This window comes from Buchnera aphidicola (Anoecia oenotherae) (genome assembly GCF_005080765.1).
GTDB lineage: Bacteria > Pseudomonadota > Gammaproteobacteria > Enterobacterales > Enterobacteriaceae > Buchnera_E > Buchnera_E aphidicola_AB.
The window spans coordinates 234,842-253,486 of record NZ_CP033012.1; the positions used below are offsets into that span (position 1 = coordinate 234,842).

General features: G+C 25.2%; 16 protein-coding genes, 3 tRNA genes and 1 rRNA gene. 12 read left to right on the forward strand and 8 right to left on the reverse strand.

Annotation, left to right across the window (positions count from 1 at the left end):
• Positions 1 to 18: 18 nt before the first annotated feature.
• Positions 19 to 2,133, forward strand: a complete 2,115-nt coding sequence (flhA, locus tag D9V65_RS00945) for a flagellar biosynthesis protein FlhA (RefSeq protein WP_158341724.1) — start codon at positions 19 to 21, stop codon at positions 2,131 to 2,133.
• A gap of 106 nt (positions 2,134 to 2,239) precedes the next feature.
• On the opposite strand, the gene argS is transcribed toward flhA, so the two are convergent.
• Positions 2,240 to 3,973 carry an arginine--tRNA ligase gene (gene argS / locus D9V65_RS00950; protein ID WP_158341725.1) on the reverse strand — a complete coding sequence of 578 codons (1,734 nt, stop codon included), beginning with the start codon at positions 3,971 to 3,973 and terminating at the stop codon, positions 2,240 to 2,242.
• Positions 3,974 to 4,337: 364 nt separating this feature from the next.
• On the opposite strand from argS, the gene D9V65_RS00955 reads away from it, so the two are divergent.
• From D9V65_RS00955 to D9V65_RS00965, 3 genes are all read left to right on the forward strand, one after another.
• Positions 4,338 to 5,887 (forward strand): 16S ribosomal RNA (locus D9V65_RS00955).
• Positions 5,888 to 5,953: 66 nt separating this feature from the next.
• Positions 5,954 to 6,030 (forward strand) — tRNA-Ile (locus D9V65_RS00960).
• A 103-nt stretch (positions 6,031 to 6,133) separates the two neighbouring features.
• Positions 6,134 to 6,206 (forward strand) — tRNA-Ala (locus tag D9V65_RS00965).
• A gap of 12 nt (positions 6,207 to 6,218) precedes the next feature.
• Here the strand turns inward: D9V65_RS00965 and gloB are convergent.
• Entirely contained in the window at positions 6,219 to 6,953 is a 735-nt protein-coding gene (gene gloB / locus D9V65_RS00970; RefSeq protein ID WP_187305768.1) for a hydroxyacylglutathione hydrolase, read from the reverse strand.
• Between the two features lie 84 nt (positions 6,954 to 7,037).
• Entirely contained in the window at positions 7,038 to 7,496 is a 459-nt protein-coding gene (gene rnhA, locus D9V65_RS00975; protein WP_158341727.1) for a ribonuclease HI, read from the reverse strand.
• A 60-nt stretch (positions 7,497 to 7,556) separates the two neighbouring features.
• On the opposite strand from rnhA, the gene dnaQ reads away from it, so the two are divergent.
• The 7 genes from dnaQ to tadA all read left to right on the forward strand — a co-directional run bounded on the left by dnaQ (position 7,557) and on the right by tadA (position 12,021).
• The gene (dnaQ, locus tag D9V65_RS00980; protein WP_261978541.1) at positions 7,557 to 8,234 is read left to right on the forward strand and encodes a DNA polymerase III subunit epsilon; all 678 of its coding nucleotides are present in this window, start codon (positions 7,557 to 7,559) and stop codon (positions 8,232 to 8,234) included.
• A gap of 79 nt (positions 8,235 to 8,313) precedes the next feature.
• Positions 8,314 to 8,387, forward strand: a tRNA-Asp gene (locus tag D9V65_RS00985).
• Positions 8,388 to 8,667: 280 nt separating this feature from the next.
• Positions 8,668 to 9,258: a D-sedoheptulose 7-phosphate isomerase gene (lpcA, locus tag D9V65_RS00990; RefSeq protein ID WP_158341729.1), complete on the forward strand. Its 591-nt coding sequence runs from the start codon at positions 8,668 to 8,670 to the stop codon at positions 9,256 to 9,258.
• Positions 9,259 to 9,474: 216 nt separating this feature from the next.
• Positions 9,475 to 9,930, forward strand: coding sequence for a xanthine phosphoribosyltransferase (gene gpt, locus D9V65_RS00995; protein ID WP_158341730.1), 456 nt, complete (start codon positions 9,475 to 9,477; stop codon positions 9,928 to 9,930).
• A gap of 285 nt (positions 9,931 to 10,215) precedes the next feature.
• Positions 10,216 to 10,791 carry a nucleotide exchange factor GrpE gene (gene grpE, locus D9V65_RS01000; protein WP_158341731.1) on the forward strand — a complete coding sequence of 192 codons (576 nt, stop codon included), beginning with the start codon at positions 10,216 to 10,218 and terminating at the stop codon, positions 10,789 to 10,791.
• Between the two features lie 260 nt (positions 10,792 to 11,051).
• Positions 11,052 to 11,525 carry an SsrA-binding protein SmpB gene (gene smpB, locus D9V65_RS01005; RefSeq protein ID WP_158341732.1) on the forward strand — a complete coding sequence of 158 codons (474 nt, stop codon included), beginning with the start codon at positions 11,052 to 11,054 and terminating at the stop codon, positions 11,523 to 11,525.
• A gap of 40 nt (positions 11,526 to 11,565) precedes the next feature.
• Positions 11,566 to 12,021: a tRNA adenosine(34) deaminase TadA gene (gene tadA, locus D9V65_RS01010; protein WP_158341733.1), complete on the forward strand. Its 456-nt coding sequence runs from the start codon at positions 11,566 to 11,568 to the stop codon at positions 12,019 to 12,021.
• A gap of 32 nt (positions 12,022 to 12,053) precedes the next feature.
• On the opposite strand, the gene acpS is transcribed toward tadA, so the two are convergent.
• From acpS to lepA, 5 genes are all read right to left on the reverse strand, one after another.
• Positions 12,054 to 12,434, reverse strand: a complete 381-nt coding sequence (acpS, locus tag D9V65_RS01015) for a holo-ACP synthase (RefSeq protein WP_158341734.1) — start codon at positions 12,432 to 12,434, stop codon at positions 12,054 to 12,056.
• Between the two features lie 99 nt (positions 12,435 to 12,533).
• Positions 12,534 to 13,376 (reverse strand): GTPase Era, encoded by an 843-nt coding sequence (era, locus tag D9V65_RS01020; RefSeq protein WP_158341735.1) that lies wholly within the window; start codon positions 13,374 to 13,376, stop codon positions 12,534 to 12,536.
• Positions 13,373 to 14,053, reverse strand: a complete 681-nt coding sequence (gene rnc / locus D9V65_RS01025) for a ribonuclease III (RefSeq protein ID WP_158341736.1) — start codon at positions 14,051 to 14,053, stop codon at positions 13,373 to 13,375. The genes era and rnc overlap by 4 nt, the downstream gene beginning before the upstream one ends.
• 129 nt (positions 14,054 to 14,182) lie before the next feature.
• Positions 14,183 to 15,112, reverse strand: a complete 930-nt coding sequence (lepB, locus tag D9V65_RS01030; protein ID WP_158341737.1) for a signal peptidase I — start codon at positions 15,110 to 15,112, stop codon at positions 14,183 to 14,185.
• Positions 15,113 to 15,134: 22 nt separating this feature from the next.
• A complete protein-coding gene (gene lepA, locus D9V65_RS01035) occupies positions 15,135 to 16,922 on the reverse strand; it encodes a translation elongation factor 4 (RefSeq protein ID WP_158341738.1) in 1,788 nt (595 codons plus the stop codon).
• A gap of 422 nt (positions 16,923 to 17,344) precedes the next feature.
• On the opposite strand from lepA, the gene mnmA reads away from it, so the two are divergent.
• Entirely contained in the window at positions 17,345 to 18,457 is a 1,113-nt protein-coding gene (gene mnmA, locus D9V65_RS01040; RefSeq protein WP_158341739.1) for a tRNA 2-thiouridine(34) synthase MnmA, read from the forward strand.
• Positions 18,458 to 18,645 lie beyond the last annotated feature (188 nt).

An 18,645-nucleotide genomic window follows, 5' to 3' on the forward strand; every position in this document is an offset into this window, starting at 1 on the left:
AAAAAAAGAGTTAAGCCTATGTTTAATTTTTTTAAATTAAAAAATAGTATTAAGAAACTAAAAAATTCTAATTCTATTTCTTGGAATGTATTATCTGGACCGATTTTATTATTAATGATTTTATCAATGATGGTGCTTCCTTTACCTCCATGGATATTAGATCTGTTCTTTACTTTTAATATAGTTTTGTCAATTATAATAATATTAGTAAGCATGTTTAATACAACTACTCTGAATTTTTCATCTTTTCCAACAGTTTTACTGTTTTCAACGTTATTACGTTTAGGTTTAAATGTAGCTTCTACTAGAATTATTTTACTGGAAGGTCATACTGGATCTGGATCAGCTGGAAATGTTATACAGTCATTTGGTCATTTTTTAGTAGGAGGAAATTTTGCTATAGGAATGATAGTATTTGTTATATTAGTTGTAATTAATTTTATGGTTATAACAAAAGGAGCAGGTCGTGTTGCAGAAGTAGGGGCTAGGTTTGCTTTAGACGGTATGCCAGGAAAACAAATGGCAATAGATGCTGATTTAAACGCAGGTTTAATTGGTGAAGCAGAAGCTAAGAAAAGAAGACTTGAAGTAGCTTGTGAAGCAGATTTTTATGGATCAATGGATGGAGCTAGTAAATTTGTTCGAGGAGATGCCATAGCTGGAATTTTAATTATGATTATTAATATTATAGGAGGTTTAGTTGTAGGAGTTGTTCAACATGGTTTATCTGTGAAAGAAGCAGCAGAAGTATATACGTTATTAACTATTGGAGATGGATTAGTAGCTCAAATTCCTGCTTTAGTAATTTCTACTGCTGCTGGAGTAATAGTTACTCGTGTTACTACTAAAAAAAATGTTGGAGAACAAATGATAAGTGAGTTGTTTAATAATCCACAAGTAATTTTATTAAGTGGATTAGTACTCGGTATTTTAGGCTTAGTTCCAGGTATGCCTAATTTAGTTTTTCTATGTTTTACTGGTTTTCTTTTTTTGTTATCATACTATTTGTATAGTACTAATATTAATCAATCACATTTTTCGTTTTATGAACAATTTAGAAAAAGTAAAGAATCTTTTTATTTAAAAGAAGTATCTTGGGATGATGTACGATTAGAGGATCCTATTGGAATAGAATTAGGAAGTAGTTTAATTTACATAGTAGATGAGAGTAAAAGAAATAATTTATTAATTAAAATTAGAGGAATAAGAAAAAAAATTGCACAAAAAATTGGATTTTTACCACCTATAGTTCATATACAAAATAATCATAATTTACCTAATTCGTGTTATAAAATATTTTTAAAAGGAATAAAAATAGTTAAAGAATATGCATTTTATGACAAATTATTAGCTATTAATACTGGAAATGTAAAAGATATTTTAACAGAAAAAATAGTTAAAGAGCCTATTTTTGGAATGCCAGCATGTTGGATAGATCATTCGTTGCGAATAAAGGCAAAAAATAGAGGTTATTCTATAATAGATCCAGTTTCTTTAGTAGCTACACATTTAAATTATATTATAAAAAAAAATTTGCACGAGTTATTTGGTCGACAAGAAGCACAAAAACTTTTAGATAGAGTAAGTAAAGTAGCTCCAAAATTAGTAGAAGAATTTATTCCTAATATTATTACTTTAACGTCTTTTCATAAAATATTAAAAAACTTATTAGTTGAAAATGTACCAATTAGAGATATAATAACAATTATCGAAACAATAATAGAAAATGTAAATGTTCAAAATAATGTTAAAGAATTAACATCTTATATTCGAATATCTTTAAGAAAATCTATCCTTCAAAGAATATGTAAAGATGAAAAAAATATACAAATACGTGTTTTAGATATAAAGTTAGAAAATATTTTACTGCAATCTATTCATCCTGATAGTTATATCATTGAGCCCGGATTAGCTGATTATTTAATTAAAGACTTGACTCGTTCTATTTTAGATAAAAAGATAATGAGTAAAAATGTTATATTAGTAGTAAAACATTCTTTAAGAAGTTTTTTATCAAATTTTTTAAGACCTTACTTTGAAGATATAAATGTTCTTTCTCAGTTAGAGATAGGAGATCAAAAAAATATACAGATTATTGATATAATTGGATCAAATTTAAATAAAAAAAAGTAAGTTTGGTATGAAATAAAAAATTTTAAATAAATTACATATAAAGTATTATTTTTTTGCAATATTTGTAACCTTATCTTTTTAGTAAAAATGTATTTATTAGAAATAGTTACATATAATCTACTGTTTCTATGCCTAATAAAGATAATCCTATTTTTATTGTTTTTGCAATTAGTGCAGATAGTTTTAGTCTACTGTATTTTATATGTATTTTATTTTCTGAAAAAATGGGGTAGTTTTCATAAAAGTGAGAAAATGAAACAGATAGACGGTATAAGTATGAACATATAATATTTGGAATCCCATTTTTTGAAGCAGAATACAAAATTTCTTCAAATTGTAAAAGTTGTATTCCTAAAATTATTTCTTGATTTTCTAAAAGAATAATATCATTTTTTAAATTAAATGGATAAATTTTATTTTTTTTAAATATAGATAATATTCTTGTATAGGCGTACTGTATATATAATGCTGTATTTCCTTCAAAACGAAGCATATTATTCCAGTTGAAAACATAATTCATTTTTCTGTTTTTAGAAAGATCAGCGTATTTAAGAGCACCTATTCCTATTACATGAGCTGTTTTATCTAATTTTTTACCTAATAAATTAGGATTCTTTTGTTTAATAATCACTTTAGCTCTTTCTATAGATTCGTGTATTAATTTAGTTAGTTTTATATTTTTTCCAGATCTAGTTTTGAAAGGTTTATTGTCATTAGATAACATCATTCCAAAAATATGATGTTCTATGTTAAAATTATTTGGTATATATCCTGATTTTTTACATATTATTTCTATTTGTTGAAAGTGTTGTTTTTGTCTGCTATCTACATAATATATTATTCTATCTGCTTTTAGATCATTGAATCTGTATTTTAGACAGGCAACGTCTGTTGATATATATAAAAATGCACCATCTGATTTTTGCATAATTACCCCCATATCATCTCCTAATTTATTTTTTAGTTCTTTTAGAAAGATGATTACTGAACCTTTTTTGATTACGGCTATTTTTCGTTTTAATAAATCATTAATTATAGAAGGTAGTAGTTTGTTGTAAAAACTTTCTCCTAAGATATGTTGTTTTTTTAGAGATACACCAAGTTGATCATATATTGATTGATTTTCTTTTATAGTTATATCTACTAGTGTTTTCCATATTTTAGTAATATACGAATTTCCAGATTGGAGTAAAACAACAGTTTTTTTTGATTTTTTTAAGAAACTTTTTTCTTCATTAAATTTTAATTTTGCTTTTTTATAGTATTTTTCAAGTTTTTCTAAAGAAATATTTTTTAATACATGATCTTTTTTTTTGTTTTGTAAATAAGCAATAAGCATTCCGAATTGTGTTCCCCAATCTCCGATATGATTAGTTCGAATAACTTTATCTCCTAAGAATTCTAATATTCTTGCTGTAGAATCTCCGATAATAGTAGATCGTAGGTGTCCAACATGCATTTCCTTTGCTACATTTGGAGATGAATAGTCAATTATGACAGTTTTTGGATTAGTATAAGAAATATTTAATCTAAAACATTTATATGATTTTTCTAAATTTTCCTGGATCCATTGCACATTTAAAGTTAAATTAATAAATCCAGGATGAGAAACGGTAATTTTTGAACATATTTTTTTTAATTCACTCATATTTATAATGTTTTTTGCTAATTCAGATGGATTTTTTTTAAGTATATTAGCAATTTGTATAATACCGTTTATTTGATAATGTACATTTAGTTTGTTAGTTACACATTGAATAATAGGATTAAAATGTTTAGGAATTTTGTTTCTTAAAAAAGATTGTTTTATTTTTTTTTGAAGCAATTTTTGAATGTTCATATATTTCCAAATATATTTAATATATATATATATATATTGTAAACTAAAAATAGTCTTATAAAAATAAGTAAAAATTAGTTTTTTATTTAAATTAATAAATAGAAGTCTTTAAAATATTAACAAAAAAATGAAAATAAGAAAATAATTAATAGTGTATAACGGAATTTTATTTTGATAAAAACTAAATTCAAGTTAAATAAGGAGTGTTTTTTTAATTTTACTTTAAAAAAATGTTGACAAAATGCTAAAAGATTAGTAATCTATAAAAAGTTTATATGGTTTCGCTCTTTAAAAAAATATCAGAAAATTTGTGTGGGCACGCTAAATTAAGTCAAAGAAATTTAGTTTTAAGAATTATTTTTTACAATTGAAGAGTTTGATCATGGCTCAGATTGAACGCTGGCGGCAAGCTTAACACATGCAAGTCGAGCGGCATCGAAAAAACTTCGGTTTTTGTCGGCGAGCGGCAAACGGGTGAGTAATATCTGGGAATCTACCCTAAAGAGGGGGATAACTACTGGAAACGGTAGCTAATACCGCGTAATGTTGAAAAACCAAAGTAGGGGATCTTTAATAGACCTTACGCTTTTGGATGAGCCCAGATGAGATTAGCTTGTTGGTAAGGTAATAGCTTACCAAGGCTACGATCTCTAGCTGGTCTGAGAGGATAACCAGCCACACTGGAACTGAGACACGGTCCAGACTCCTACGGGAGGCAGCAGTGGGGAATCTTGCACAATGAGCGAAAGCTTGATGCAGCTATGCCGCGTGTATGAAGAAGGCCTTAGGGTTGTAAAGTACTTTCAGTAGAGAAGAAGAAATAAGAGATAACACCTTTTGTTTTTGACGTTATTTACAAAAGAAGCACCGGCTAACTCCGTGCCAGCAGCCGCGGTAATACGGAGGGTGCTAGCGTTAATCAGAATTACTGGGCGTAAAGAGCACGTAGGTGGTTTTTTAAGTCAGATGTGAAATCCCTAGGCTTAACCTAGGAACTGCATTTGAAACTAAAAAACTAGAGTTTCATAGAGGGAGGTAGAATTCTAGGTGTAGCGGTGAAATGCGTAGATATCTGGAGGAATACCTGTGGCGAAAGCGACCTCCTAAGTGATAACTGACACTGAGGTGCGAAAGCATGGGGAGCAAACAGGATTAGATACCCTGGTAGTCCATGCTGTAAACGATGTCGACTTGGAAGTTGTTTCTAAGATATATGGCTTCCGAAGCTAACGCGTTAAGTCGACCGCCTGGGGAGTACGGCCGCAAGGCTAAAACTCAAATGAATTGACGGGGGCCCGCACAAGCGGTGGAGCATGTGGTTTAATTCGATGCAACGCGAAAAACCTTACCTGGTCTTGACATCCATAGAACCTCTTAGAAATAAGAGGGTGCCTTAGGGAACTATGAGACAGGTGCTGCATGGCTGTCGTCAGCTCGTGTTGTGAAATGTTGGGTTAAGTCCCGCAACGAGCGCAACCCTTATCTTCTGTTGCCATCAGGTTATGCTGGGAACTCAGGAGAGACTGCCGGTTATAAACCGGAGGAAGGTGGGGACGACGTCAAGTCATCATGGCCCTTACGACCAGGGCTACACACGTGCTACAATGGTACATACAAAGAGAAGCAACCCTGTAAAGGTAAGCAAACCTCATAAAGTGTATCGTAGTCCGGACTGGAGTCTGCAACTCGACTCCACGAAGTCGGAATCGCTAGTAATCGTGGATCAGAATGCCACGGTGAATACGTTCCCGGGCCTTGTACACACCGCCCGTCACACCATGGGAGTGGGTTGCAAAAGAAGCAAGTATCTTAACCAGATTTATCCGGATGGAGCTTACCACTTTGTGATTCATGACTGGGGTGAAGTCGTAACAAGGTAACCGTAGGGGAACCTGCGGTTGGATCACCTCCTTACAGAATTTTACTTATTTTTGTAGTGCCCACACAAATTTTCTGATTGCCTTTTTCGTTATAAGATAAAGGCTTGTAGCTCAGTTGGTTAGAGCGCACCCCTGATAAGGGTGAGGTCGGTGGTTCAAGTCCACTCAGGCCTACCAAGACTAGCATGTAAAATATAATATATATATATATATGTATACATATATATGTATGTATATTTTATTTTTAAAAAGAAAATTTTTGCATATATATTGAAAATATGGGGTTATAGCTCAGATGGGAGAGCGCCTGCCTTGCACGCAGGAGGTCAGCGGTTCAATCCCGCTTAGCTCCAATTTTTATATATTTACTTATTATTTTTTTTAATTCTTAAATATCTAAAAAGATCAAACGTAGAAACATTTAATTTAGGAAAAATATTTTTTTTTATTTCTCTTTTGTAAGTACATAGAAATATATTTATGGTTTTTTCTTTTTTTAAAATTGTAGGTATTGTTCTTTTTTTATTTTCTATAAATTTTAAATATTTCTTTAATGTTTTATTTTTTTTTAATATAGAACAAAAAAATTCTATATTAGATTTTGTATATTCATGAGAACAAAAAATTGCAGTATTATTTTGTAGTTGGCTTATTAATTTTAATGAATTGAACATATCTAATAAATTTTCATATTTAGTATACCCACAACCTCCGGAAAATAGAGTATCTCCACAAAAAAAATATGGTTTAACAAAATAAGAAACGTGTCCTTTTGTGTGTCCTGGTGTATGTAATACTAGTATATTTACATTCATAATATTTATTATGTCATTGTTAAATACATACGTATTAGTTCCTGATTTTTTAGTTTCTATTGGTCCATAAATTGGAATATTTGGATATAACAATATGATATCTTTAACCCCAAAAACATGATCTTGATGATAGTGAGTTAGTAAAATAGCATTTAGTATTAATTTTTTTTTTTTTATAAAGTTTAAAACATTAAATGATTCTCCAGGATCTACTATAATACAGTTTTCTTTTTTACTTAAAATCCAAATATAATTATTTTTTAAAGATCGAACATAAAATATCATAATACACCTAAATTGTTTGCTTGATAGTTTTAAACATAAATAAATATATATATACATCAATATTAATATATATATATATATCATTTATTTGTAATTATAATCTGTAAATTTTGGATTTTTTGCTGATTTTTTGGCTATTTTATCACATAATTCGTTTTTTGTATTTCCACTGTGCGATTTAATCCATATCCATGTAGTATTATGTAGATTTAGAACTTGATTAAGTTTAATCCATAAATCTATATTTTTAATTTTTTTTTTATTTGGAGTAAACCATCCTTTTTTTTTCCACTGTTTGATCCAAATATTGGTGCCTTTTTTAACATATTGGCTATCAGTATATATAGAAACATTACAAGATTCGTTTAAAGCTTTCAAACCTACTATTACAGCCATTAACTCCATGCGATTATTAGTAGTCTTATAGAATCCTGCTGTTAATATTTTTCTATGTTTTTTATAATATAAAATAGCACTATATCCTCCTGGACCAGGATTTCCTAAACAGGAACCATCTGTAAATAGTATAATTGATTTATTCATTAATTTTATTTTATTGTTAAATAATTAGTTTATTTTAATATATATACGATGAACACGATAATGAAAAGAGAAATTGTTATAGATACAGAAACAACAGGTATGAATAGTAAAGGATGTTTTTATAAAGGACATAGAATTATAGAAATATCATGTATAGAAATATTCAATAGAAATATTACAGGGAAAATTTTTCATACTTATTTAAAACCAGATAGAAGAATAGATGATTCTGCTTATAAAATTCATGGAATTTCTGAAAAATTTTTATATAACAAACCTAAATTTAAAGATGCTATTAAAACATTTTTTTCTTTTATAAAGAATTCAAATTTAATCATTCATAATGCAATGTTCGATATAGCTTTTATAAATTATGAATTAAAAATTGCAAATTACCATATTAAAAATATAGAAAAAAATTATAAAATAATAGATTCTTTATCAATAGCTAGAAATTTGTTTCCAGGAAAAAAAAATAATTTGAATGTTTTGTGCGATAGGTACAAGATAGAAAATAAAAATAGAAAATTACATAGTGCTTTATTAGATTCACAATTACTTGCTAAAGTATATTTAAAAATGACAAGTTATCAAAAAAATATATGTTTTGATAATAATCATAAAATTAAATTAAAGCTAAAACATGATATAAAGCATAAATTTATAGTAATTTTAGCAAACAAGAAAGAAATCAATAGTAATAAGGATTATTTACGTTTTATGAAAAAAGTTTATTAAAAGATCATAAAGATCTTGACTAATTTTTTTAAATCTATTATCTTTTAAACTAAAGATAATTTATAAGTAAAAAATTTTTGGTGCGGTAGTTCAGTAGGTTAGAATATCGGCTTGTCACGCCGAGGGTCACGGGTTCGAGCCCCGTCCGCACCGTGAAGTACAATATTGATTCGAATAAAAAAGTATTTTAAAACAAAATATTGTATTTTATATCCTTCCTGAAGAAAAATAACAGTGTTTCATTACGTTGTAATAGAATATAAAATATATTGATATTATTAATATATCAGTTAATATTAATTATTATATTATTTTTATATATAAAAATTTATATTCCTTTTATATTAAATAAATTTGATTTTATTGAAATAATTTTATTTAAGATTAAAATGTTTATTATATATAAGAAAATAAAAGTTAAGGGTTTTATTACATGTATGAACGAATTATTAAAAAAGAATTAGAGTCTTCTTTAAATCTATTAGAAAAAATTTTAAAAAATGAGTCTTATATTAAAAAAATTGAATTATCTGCTGATATAATAGTTGATTCTTTTAAAAAAGGAAAGAAAGTAATTTCATGTGGGAATGGAGGGTCACATTGTGATGCTATGCATTTTGCTGAAGAACTAACTGGTTGTTATAGAAAGATACGAAAAGGGTATCCAGCTATATCTATTTCTGATTCAAGTTATTTTACCTGTGTATCTAACGATATAGGATATAATTATGTTTTTTCTAGATTTATTTCAACGTTAGGAAAAGAAGGAGATGTTTTATTAGCTATTACTACGTCAGGAAATTCTGAAAATATTTTAAAAGCTATTAAGTCAGCCTATAAAAAAAATATGAAAGTTATAGTTTTAACAGGGAATAATGGAGGAAAAGTGAAAGGGATAGCAAATATAGAAATTTGTGTACCTTATATTGGTTATGCAGATAGAATTCAAGAAATACATATAAAAATTATTCATATATTAATATATTTAATAGAGATAAAAATGAAAAATAGTATTATTAAATAATTTTTAAAAGAATTAAATATATTTTTAGTATCAGTAAGAAATATATTGTTTTTATTGTATATATTACAATTATGAATGAAAAATTATTTTTATAAAAATTAATATTTTCTAAAAATAATTTATGAAAAAGTATATAGTTAGTACGGTTTTTATTTAAATTAAATATAACTAAATCCAGCTTTTTTTTGTTTTTTTTAAAGATTAGGAACATCTTTTATGAATAAAAAATACATTGTTACGTGGGATATGTTGCAGATGTATGGTCGAAAGCTTGCTACACAATTAAAATTAATAAAAAAATGGAAAGGTGTTCTTGCAGTTAGTAGAGGAGGATTAATTCCTGCAGCTTTATTAGCTAGAGAGTTAAATATACGTTTCGTAGATACTATTTGTATTTCTAGTTATGAACATGATAAAAAAAACAATATTGTAGTTATAAAAGAACCTAAAGAAATTAAAAAAGATTTTTTAATAGTCGATGATTTAGTAGATACTGGTGCTACTGCTAAAATAATAAAAGAAACTTATCCAAAATTATATTTTGTTACTATTTTTGCTAAACCGATGGGGAAACGTTTAGTTGATCGTTATGTAGTAGATATATCTCAAAGTACATGGATTGAGCAGCCATGGGATATGGATTTATTATATGTTCCACCATTGTGTGATTGATTGATGTTTAAATTGTATAAACATATATATGCAATATTTTTTAATGGTAGAATATGAAAAGTAAAAATTAGTAGTTATATAGTTTGATTTAATGTTTTTTATCAAAAAAAATTATTCTCTAACAGTTACAAAAGTATGTTTTAGTTTATATTTTATGTTATTACATAAAGTAATAATAATTAGAGTTACTTTTTTTAAATATTAAACATTGATTTATATGATATATAGATTATATATCTAAAATTATTCTCTAAAATAGAAAATTATGACTAAAAAGATAAAAAAATGTCTAATAATAATATTGATAAAAAAAATTTAAACAACCATGAAGCAAATGATATAACAATAAAAAATAACGTAAATAATAATGACATAAAATACGACAGTAATTTTTTACTTCATGAATTACAAAGTAAGTTATTAAAATTAGAAAAAAAATTAATTGAAAAAAAGAGTCATTTAATAAATGATGAAGAACAATATTTCAATAGAAAAAAGATTATTTTAGAAAAAGAAAATAAATTTTCTTTAAAAAAAATAATTTTTGAAATTTTACCAATTATAGATAGTTTAGAACGAGCCTATAGTTTATTAATAGAAACACAAGATAAAAAAAAACCATCTATTAAAAATTTATTGAAATGTGTTTTACAATCGTTATTGTTGACAATAAAAAAATTCAAAGTAGATATTATTAATTCTACAAATGTAGAATTTAATCCAAATATTCATCAAGCAATATCTATACAAAAATCTAATTCTATTAAAGATAATTATGTATTATCAATTGTACAAAATGGTTATTTATTAAATGGAAGATTATTAAGACCAGCTATGGTAATAGTAGCAAAGAATAGTTAACATCTACTTCTTGTAGAGAAGGTGTGTTATATAAATTATTTAGGATCATCGTGAATTTACACACCTTCTTGTTTTATAGTAAAGTGGTTTTTTTTATTTAGTTATAATCAGATATTTAGATACATATAATACACGTTATATTATTAATTATATTATGTGAAAAAATCATAATCATGCCATAAATTACAAAATAATTTTTATAAATATATTATAAACAATTTAATTTAATTTAATTAAAATTAATTATTAAAATATAAAATATGAAAAAAAAAATAAAAGATAGTTTCATATCTTTAAATAAAAAAGCTAAGCATTTGTATCTTATTGAGAAAAAAATAGAAGCTGGTTTATGTTTACAGGGATGGGAAGTAAAATCTTTAAGAAAAAAACAAATAAATATTGAAAATAGTTATGTTGTCTTTCGAAATGAAGAAATGTTTTTGTTTGGTTCTAGGTTTAATCCTGTTATTACTTTAGAATCTCATATTCAATATGATCTTATGCGAGATAGAAAATTACTGTTACATAAAAAAGAAATAAGTTTTTTATATGGAAAAATGAGTCGAGAAAAGGCTGTTATCATAGCTTTATCATTATTTTGGAAAAGAGCATGGTGTAAAGTACTTTTAGGATTAGCAAAAGGGAAAAGTAAGTATGATAAACGAAAATGTACAAAAGAAAGAGAGTGGAATCGGCAAAAAGAAAGATTATTAAAGAATAATAATAAATTTTGATTTTTAAAAAAAATATTTTTCCTAAAAAATAGGATTATAGATGTTTAATTTTGACTATGTTTGGATGAAGCATGCTATAAAATTGGCAAAGTTAGCTGAAAAAAACGGAGAAGTTCCTGTTGGGGCTGTATTAGTTCTGGATAGAAAAATAATTGGTAGTGGATATAATAAATCTATTTGTAATTATGATCCTACTTCTCATGCAGAAATTTTAGCTTTAAGAGAAGGAGGAAAAAAAATAAAAAACTATAGGTTATTAGAGACAACACTGTATGTCACTTTAAAACCGTGTATGATGTGTCTAGGAGCTATAATAAATGGACGTGTTAAAAGGTTAGTATATGGTGCTTCAAATACAAAAATAGATGTATTATATAATTTTTTATATAAATATAAAGAAAAAAATACAACTTCTTCTTTACAAATTAAAAAAGGTGTATTTTCATATATATGTAAGCATATTATTTTAAATTTTTTTAAAAAAAAGAGAATATAAATATGTAATAGTTGTGTTTAATTAATGTGTTGTTATTTTTCTAAAATTACTAAAGCATGAATATAATTCTTTTCTTTTGTTATAGAAACATGTATATATTTTATATTAAATTTTTTTTGTATTAATTTTGCATTATGTAGTAAACGCATTTTAGGTTTTCCTAGTTTTTCTGTATATAATTCAAAGTTATTAAAAAAAATTCCGTTTTGTATACCTATTCCTAATGCTTTAGCAGCAGCTTCCTTCACTGCAAAATGTTTTGCTAAAAATATAGATGTATTATTTGTTAAAAAATAATTTTTTAGTTCATGATTAGATAATATTCTATGTGCTAATTTAGTTTTCATATTTTTAACTAATATTTGAATACGTTTTATTTCTACCGCGTCTATTCCAATTCCTAATATACTCATATTTTTCTCTAATTCTTCTATAAATATTTTTTTAAATTTAATATAAATGAATATTTAGTTTATATTTTATATAGTTAAATATTGGTTTTTATTTATATGTTAGACATTTTTAAAAAAAACTATTTTTAATATTACATGTGTCTTTTCTTTAAAAAAATCTTCTATTTTTTTTCTAGACATAATAGAAATGCACTTTATTTTATTTCCATTTTTTCCTATTATAATTTTTTTATAATTTTTATTGGATGTTATAATATTAACGTATATTATTTTTTCTTTATTAGGTAGTACATATAATTTACACATTTTTACGTAAATTTTGTATGGAATTTCTTTATTTAAATAATGAAATAGAGTTTCTCTAATAAGTTCAGTATACATGTATTTATTACTTTTAATATTTTCTATATTTTTTTTATTTATATAATTTGTTTCGGGTAAAAACTTTTTAATATTATTCAATAGTATAGAAAATTGATAGTCTTTTTTTGCCGATATAGGAAATATAGATACAGGATTAATTTTTTTTTGAATAAAATTTATGTATGGTAATAAAATTTGTTTATTTTTACAAAGATCTATCTTATTTATTATGATAATAATAGGTACATTTTTGTTTTTAATATATTTATATATTTCTTCATCGTATGTTGTCCAAATGGTTTTTTCTACTATAAAAAGAATAAGTTGAACATGTTGAATATTTTTATTTATTCTTTTTAAATAGGTTTCATTAGAACTATAAATTCCTGGTGTGTCTATAAATATATATTTAATATTTAAACTTATTTTTGCACCTATTATATTTTTAATTGTTGTATTTTTTTTTTTTGATACAATGGATAATTTTTTTTCTAAAAGTTTATTAAATAGTGTTGATTTTCCAGTATTAGCTCTTCCTAAAATTAAAATTTTTCCACAGCATTTTTTTTTAGTATTCACTCCATCCCCAGTTTATATAATGCGCTTTGAGCGGCAGATTGTTCTGCTTTTCTTCTACTTTTACCTATTCCAATTATATTGCTTTTAACAGTACTAATTTTGCAGTTTATAGTAAAAATTTGATTATGTGATTCACCGAATACATTTGTAACAAAATAAGAAGGAAGTGGTAGATGTTTAGATTGCAAATATTCTTGTAATCTAGTTTTAGAATCTTTTTGTGTATGATTAGGGTTTAATTTTTTTAAACGATATTTATACCATTTTAATATTAAATTTTTAATAATATGTATATTACTATCTAAAAAAACGCCTCCTATAATTGCTTCTACAGTGTTTGCAAGAATAGATTCTCTACGTATTCCTCCGCTTTTAAGTTCTCCTTGTCCTAATTGTAAATATTGGCCTAAATTAAATTCATTAGCTATTTCTACTAATGTTTTACCACGCACTAAAGTGGCTCTCATTCTACTCATGTCACCTTCATTTACAGTAGGAAAATTATTATATAGTTCATTAGTAATAACGAAACTAAGTATAGAATCTCCTAAGAACTCTAGTCGTTCGTTATGAACAGAACTAGCACTGCGGTGAGTAAGAGCTTGTTCTAAAATTTTTTTTTGATTGAAAGTATATCCAATCATTTTTTGAAGCTTGTTAGTTACATTATAATTCATGCAATACCAGTTTAGATTTTATTAAATATAAATATATTAATTTACGATTTAAAATTAATTATTCATCGTTAGTTTTAGAATTTATAAATTTAAATATTTTTTTTTAAAATATATATAGTTAACAATAATTTAATGAATTAATCCGATTCTATTAAATCTAAAGTGTATAGGCCATATATTTTTTATTTTTTCTATACTCATCCAGATTATGTTTGCTTGTCCAATAAGTTCTTTTTCTGATATAAAACCCCAATATCTACTATCTAAGCTATTATCTCTATAATCTCCCATAACAAAATAGTGTGATTTAGGAACAATCCATTCTCCAGCGACTACTTTGTTTTGTTTATAGTACAATTTTACATCATCTTCTAATAATCTATTGATTAAAATTTTATGAGAACTATTATTGATAGTTTCTTGATTTTCTTCCATAGTAAACACATGATCTAATAATTTTTGATAATTATTTGAATCATTTAAAAAGACATTATTTTTGTTAGAATAAAGTTTTAATTTTTCATACTTAGAATTTTTTAAACTATTATAATGAACCTGTATGTTTGAATATATATTATTGTGATCTTTAGAATAAATAATTAGTTGTTTTTTTTTATTGCTGTATTTAATGTAGTCTCCTGGAATTCCTATTACTCTTTTTACAAAGTTTATATGATGGTTTTGTGGGTATTGAAATACAACAATATCACCTCTATGTGGAATGTTAGTAGAGATCATGATATTATTATTTATTGGATTTCTAATTCCGTAACAATATTTTTTTACTAATATAAAATCTCCTTCTAGTAGAGTAGGGTTCATTGACGTTGATGGTATATAAAAAGGTTCAAACAAAAAAGATCTTACTATAAATACTAATAAAAAAACATAGAAAAAAGAAGAAAAAAAACTGATATTTTTTTTAAAAAAAATAGCAAACATGTTTTTATTTTTGTTTACTTCTTTTTCTGAATCTTTATATAAAATAAATTTATCAATGAAAAGTGCTATTCCAGTAAACAAAACTATAAATAATAATAAATTAGGTATATTTATCATTTTTATCCTTTTATAAAATAATTTAGTTAATTTTTAATATTGAAAAAAATGCTTCTTGAGGAATGTCTACATTACCTATATTTTTCATTCTTTTTTTTCCACGTTTTTGTTTTTCTAATAATTTTTTTTTTCTTGTAATATCTCCTCCATAGCATTTAGCGATGACATTTTTTCTAAGTTGTTTTATTGTGGATCTAGCTATTATATTATTACCAATAGAAGCCTGAATAGCAATATTGAATTGTTGTCTAGGAATAAGATCTTTCATTTTTTTAACAATTTTTTTTGCTTGATTGAAAGAATTTTTTTTATGTATTATTAAAGATAAAGCATCTATTTTTTCTGAATTAATTAAAATATCTAATCTATCTAAATTAGATTTTTTAAATTTAATAAAACTATATTCTAAAGAAGCATAACCACTGGAAATAGATTTTAGTCGATCAAAAAAATTAAAAACAATTTCAGATAAAGGTATTTCATATGTTAGAGAAATTTGACGATTATGAAAAACCATATTTTTTTGTTTTCCTCTTTTTTCTGAACATAGAGATAAGACATTTCCTAAATATTTTTTTGGTAATAGAATATTGCATTCTGCTATAGGTTCTCGTAATTCTTTAATCATTGTTTTATTAGGAAATTTAGATGGGTTATCTAAATATATAATTTTGTTATTGTGCAATAATATTTCGTAAATTACTGTTGGAGCTGTTGATATTAGATTTAATCCATATTCTCGTTCTAAACGGGATTGAATTATTTCCATATGTAGTAATCCTAAAAATCCACATCTAAATCCAAATCCTAAAGCGGAACAGTTATCAGTTTCATAAAACAAAGAAGCGTCATTAAGTGATAATTTTTGTAATGCTTCTTTAAAATAGAGAAATTGATCAGATTGTGTTGGATACATACCAGCATATATTTGTGGTTTTATTTTTTTAAATCCGGATAACGGTAAAAGAGCTGGATAATGATCTAAAGTAATAGTATCTCCTACTAATATGGAGTGTATTTTTTTTATTCCACATATAATCCATCCTATTTCTCCACATATTAACATATTTTTTGTGATTTTTTTCGGAGTAAAAATTCCTAGTTCTTCTACAAAATATGTTTTACTAGAACTCATAATTCTAATTTTTGAACCTTTTTTAATTGATCCATTTTTAACTCGTATTAATGAAACTATTCCAAGGTAATTATCAAACCAAGAATCAATTACTAAAGCTTGAAGCGGGGAATCGATATTTCCTTTTGGACATGGTATATTATTAATAATTGATTCTAGTAGTGAATCAATTCCTATCCCTGTTTTTCCTGAACATTTTATAGAATTCTTACAAGATATTCCAATTATATTTTCTATTTCTTTTTCTACCCTTGTAGCATCTGCAGTAGGAAGATCAATTTTATTTAAAACTGGGATGACTATTAAACCCATATCTACAGCAGTATAACAATTTGCAATTGTTTGAGCTTCAACTCCCTGAGAAGAATCTACTATTAGTAATGCTCCTTCAGAAGCAGATAAAGATCTAGAAACTTCGTAAGAAAAATCAACATGTCCTGGTGTATCAATAAAGTTTAAATTAAATTTTTTTTCATTTTTATCCGTATAAAAGATCGAAACACTTTGAGCTTTTATTGTAATTCCTCTTTCTTTTTCTAAATCCATAGTATCTAAAACTTGAGAAGACATTTCTCTTTCAGAGAGTCCTCCACATTTTTGAATAAATCTATCAGAAAGAGTAGATTTTCCATGATCGATATGAGCTATAATAGAAAAGTTTCTTATATTTTTCATTTTTACAGATTAAATTCCGTTTAAAAAAAATTTATAAATATATTATATAGCAAATTTTAATTTTTTTTATATATAAATTTTTAGTATTAATGGTTTAATATAAAAAAGTTATTTCAAATTTTTAATAGTATAAGTTTATAACAATGGAGTTATATTTTATATGGTTAAAAAATGTTTTTGATACACAGTTGATTATAAATAATATAAATATATGTACTATTATATATTAGGCGTATTCATACGTAATATATAAAATTAGATTTTTAATAAAATATATATATATATAATAAATGTATTTAATTTTTTTTTAGATAAGAACATACTGTATATGTGACGATGTTACATTGTAATGCATTTGTTACACTAAAAATTAGCTGTAAATAATAGAATATCAATCGTATTTTTTTTAGTAAGATTAAATTATGAAAAAAAAAAATATAAAAATAGTAGTTGCTATGTCAGGTGGAGTAGATTCATCTGTAACCACTTGGTTATTAAATAAGAAGGGATATAATGTAGAAGGGATATTTATGAAAAATTGGGAAGAAGACGATAACCATCACGATGGTTATTGTGCATCGTGGAAGGATTTAAAAGATGCGCAAGCAGTATGCGATAGTATAGGAATACTATTACATAAAATAAATTTTGCAGAAGAATATTGGAATAATGTTTTTAAAAAATTTATCAATTTGCTAAAAACCGGAATAACTCCTAATCCTGACGTTTTGTGCAACAAAGAAATCAAATTTAAAGAATTATTGAATTTTGTTCTGTTTAATTTAAAAGCTGATTTTATGGCAACAGGACATTATGTTCGAAGAGTAGAGAGAAAAAAAAAATTTTTTTTGTTACGTGGAATAGATGATCATAAAGATCAAAGTTACTTTTTATATCATTTAAATCAATTTCAATTATCTAAATGTTTATTTCCTATTGGAAACTTAAAAAAGAGACAAGTTAGAATAATAGCAAAAAAATATGTCCAAGTTGTTGCTAAAAAAAAAGATTCCATGGGAATTTGTTTTATTGGACCTAAAAAATTTACTAATTTCTTAAGTAGATTTATAAAAAGCAGTCCAGGTAATATTATATCTAAAAAAGGTCAAGTAATTGGAATTCACAGTGGATTACAAAATTATACTATAGGACAAAGAAGAGGATTAAAGATAGGTGGTATTTCTAAAGGTAATGGTAAAGCATGGTATGTTTTTAAAAAAGATGTTAAAAAAAATATATTATTTGTTGTTCAAGGGAATAATAATATATCCTTGATTTATACAGGTATAATAGTAATAAATGTAGTATGGATAAATAAAAATCCAGTAAATAAAACATTTAATTGTACGGTAAAAACTAGATATCGACAGTTAGATGTATATTCTAAAGTTCAAGTAATATCTAGTCATCTAGTAGAAGTTAGATTTAGTGAACCTGTTCTAGCAATTTGTTCTGGTCAATCTGCGGTTTTTTATGATAAGCATATATGTTTAGGTGGAGGAGTGATTAAAAGAGGTTTTATGTTACATAAGTAGTATAATTTATATATAAAATAGAATTTTAAAAAAAAATTTAAAATTTTTAAAAATTAAATATATAATTTATATGCATTTGTAGAAGTCTAATATTTTATTCTGTTAAATATTGTTTAATATGTTAAACTGAAATTTAATTCTATTTAGAATTCTTAAAGTAATTTAATAGATAAAACAAATTTTTTTTA

What these genes read in the sequence shown, in the direction of transcription:
- gpt (WP_158341730.1), top strand. Translation starts at nt 9,475, where the DNA reads ATGAATAAAAAATACATTGTTACGTGGGATATGTTGCAGATGTATGGT.
- flhA (WP_158341724.1), top strand. Translation starts at nt 19, where the DNA reads ATGTTTAATTTTTTTAAATTAAAAAATAGTATTAAGAAACTAAAAAAT.
- lpcA (WP_158341729.1), top strand. Translation starts at nt 8,668, where the DNA reads ATGTATGAACGAATTATTAAAAAAGAATTAGAGTCTTCTTTAAATCTA.
- grpE (WP_158341731.1), top strand. Translation starts at nt 10,216, where the DNA reads ATGTCTAATAATAATATTGATAAAAAAAATTTAAACAACCATGAAGCA.
- gloB (WP_187305768.1), bottom strand. Translation starts at nt 6,953, where the DNA reads ATGATATTTTATGTTCGATCTTTAAAAAATAATTATATTTGGATTTTA.
- tadA (WP_158341733.1), top strand. Translation starts at nt 11,566, where the DNA reads ATGTTTAATTTTGACTATGTTTGGATGAAGCATGCTATAAAATTGGCA.
- rnhA (WP_158341727.1), bottom strand. Translation starts at nt 7,496, where the DNA reads ATGAATAAATCAATTATACTATTTACAGATGGTTCCTGTTTAGGAAAT.
- lepA (WP_158341738.1), bottom strand. Translation starts at nt 16,922, where the DNA reads ATGAAAAATATAAGAAACTTTTCTATTATAGCTCATATCGATCATGGA.
- mnmA (WP_158341739.1), top strand. Translation starts at nt 17,345, where the DNA reads ATGAAAAAAAAAAATATAAAAATAGTAGTTGCTATGTCAGGTGGAGTA.
- rnc (WP_158341736.1), bottom strand. Translation starts at nt 14,053, where the DNA reads ATGAATTATAATGTAACTAACAAGCTTCAAAAAATGATTGGATATACT.
- acpS (WP_158341734.1), bottom strand. Translation starts at nt 12,434, where the DNA reads ATGAGTATATTAGGAATTGGAATAGACGCGGTAGAAATAAAACGTATT.
- dnaQ (WP_261978541.1), top strand. Translation starts at nt 7,557, where the DNA reads ATGAAAAGAGAAATTGTTATAGATACAGAAACAACAGGTATGAATAGT.
- smpB (WP_158341732.1), top strand. Translation starts at nt 11,052, where the DNA reads ATGAAAAAAAAAATAAAAGATAGTTTCATATCTTTAAATAAAAAAGCT.
- lepB (WP_158341737.1), bottom strand. Translation starts at nt 15,112, where the DNA reads ATGATAAATATACCTAATTTATTATTATTTATAGTTTTGTTTACTGGA.
- argS (WP_158341725.1), bottom strand. Translation starts at nt 3,973, where the DNA reads ATGAACATTCAAAAATTGCTTCAAAAAAAAATAAAACAATCTTTTTTA.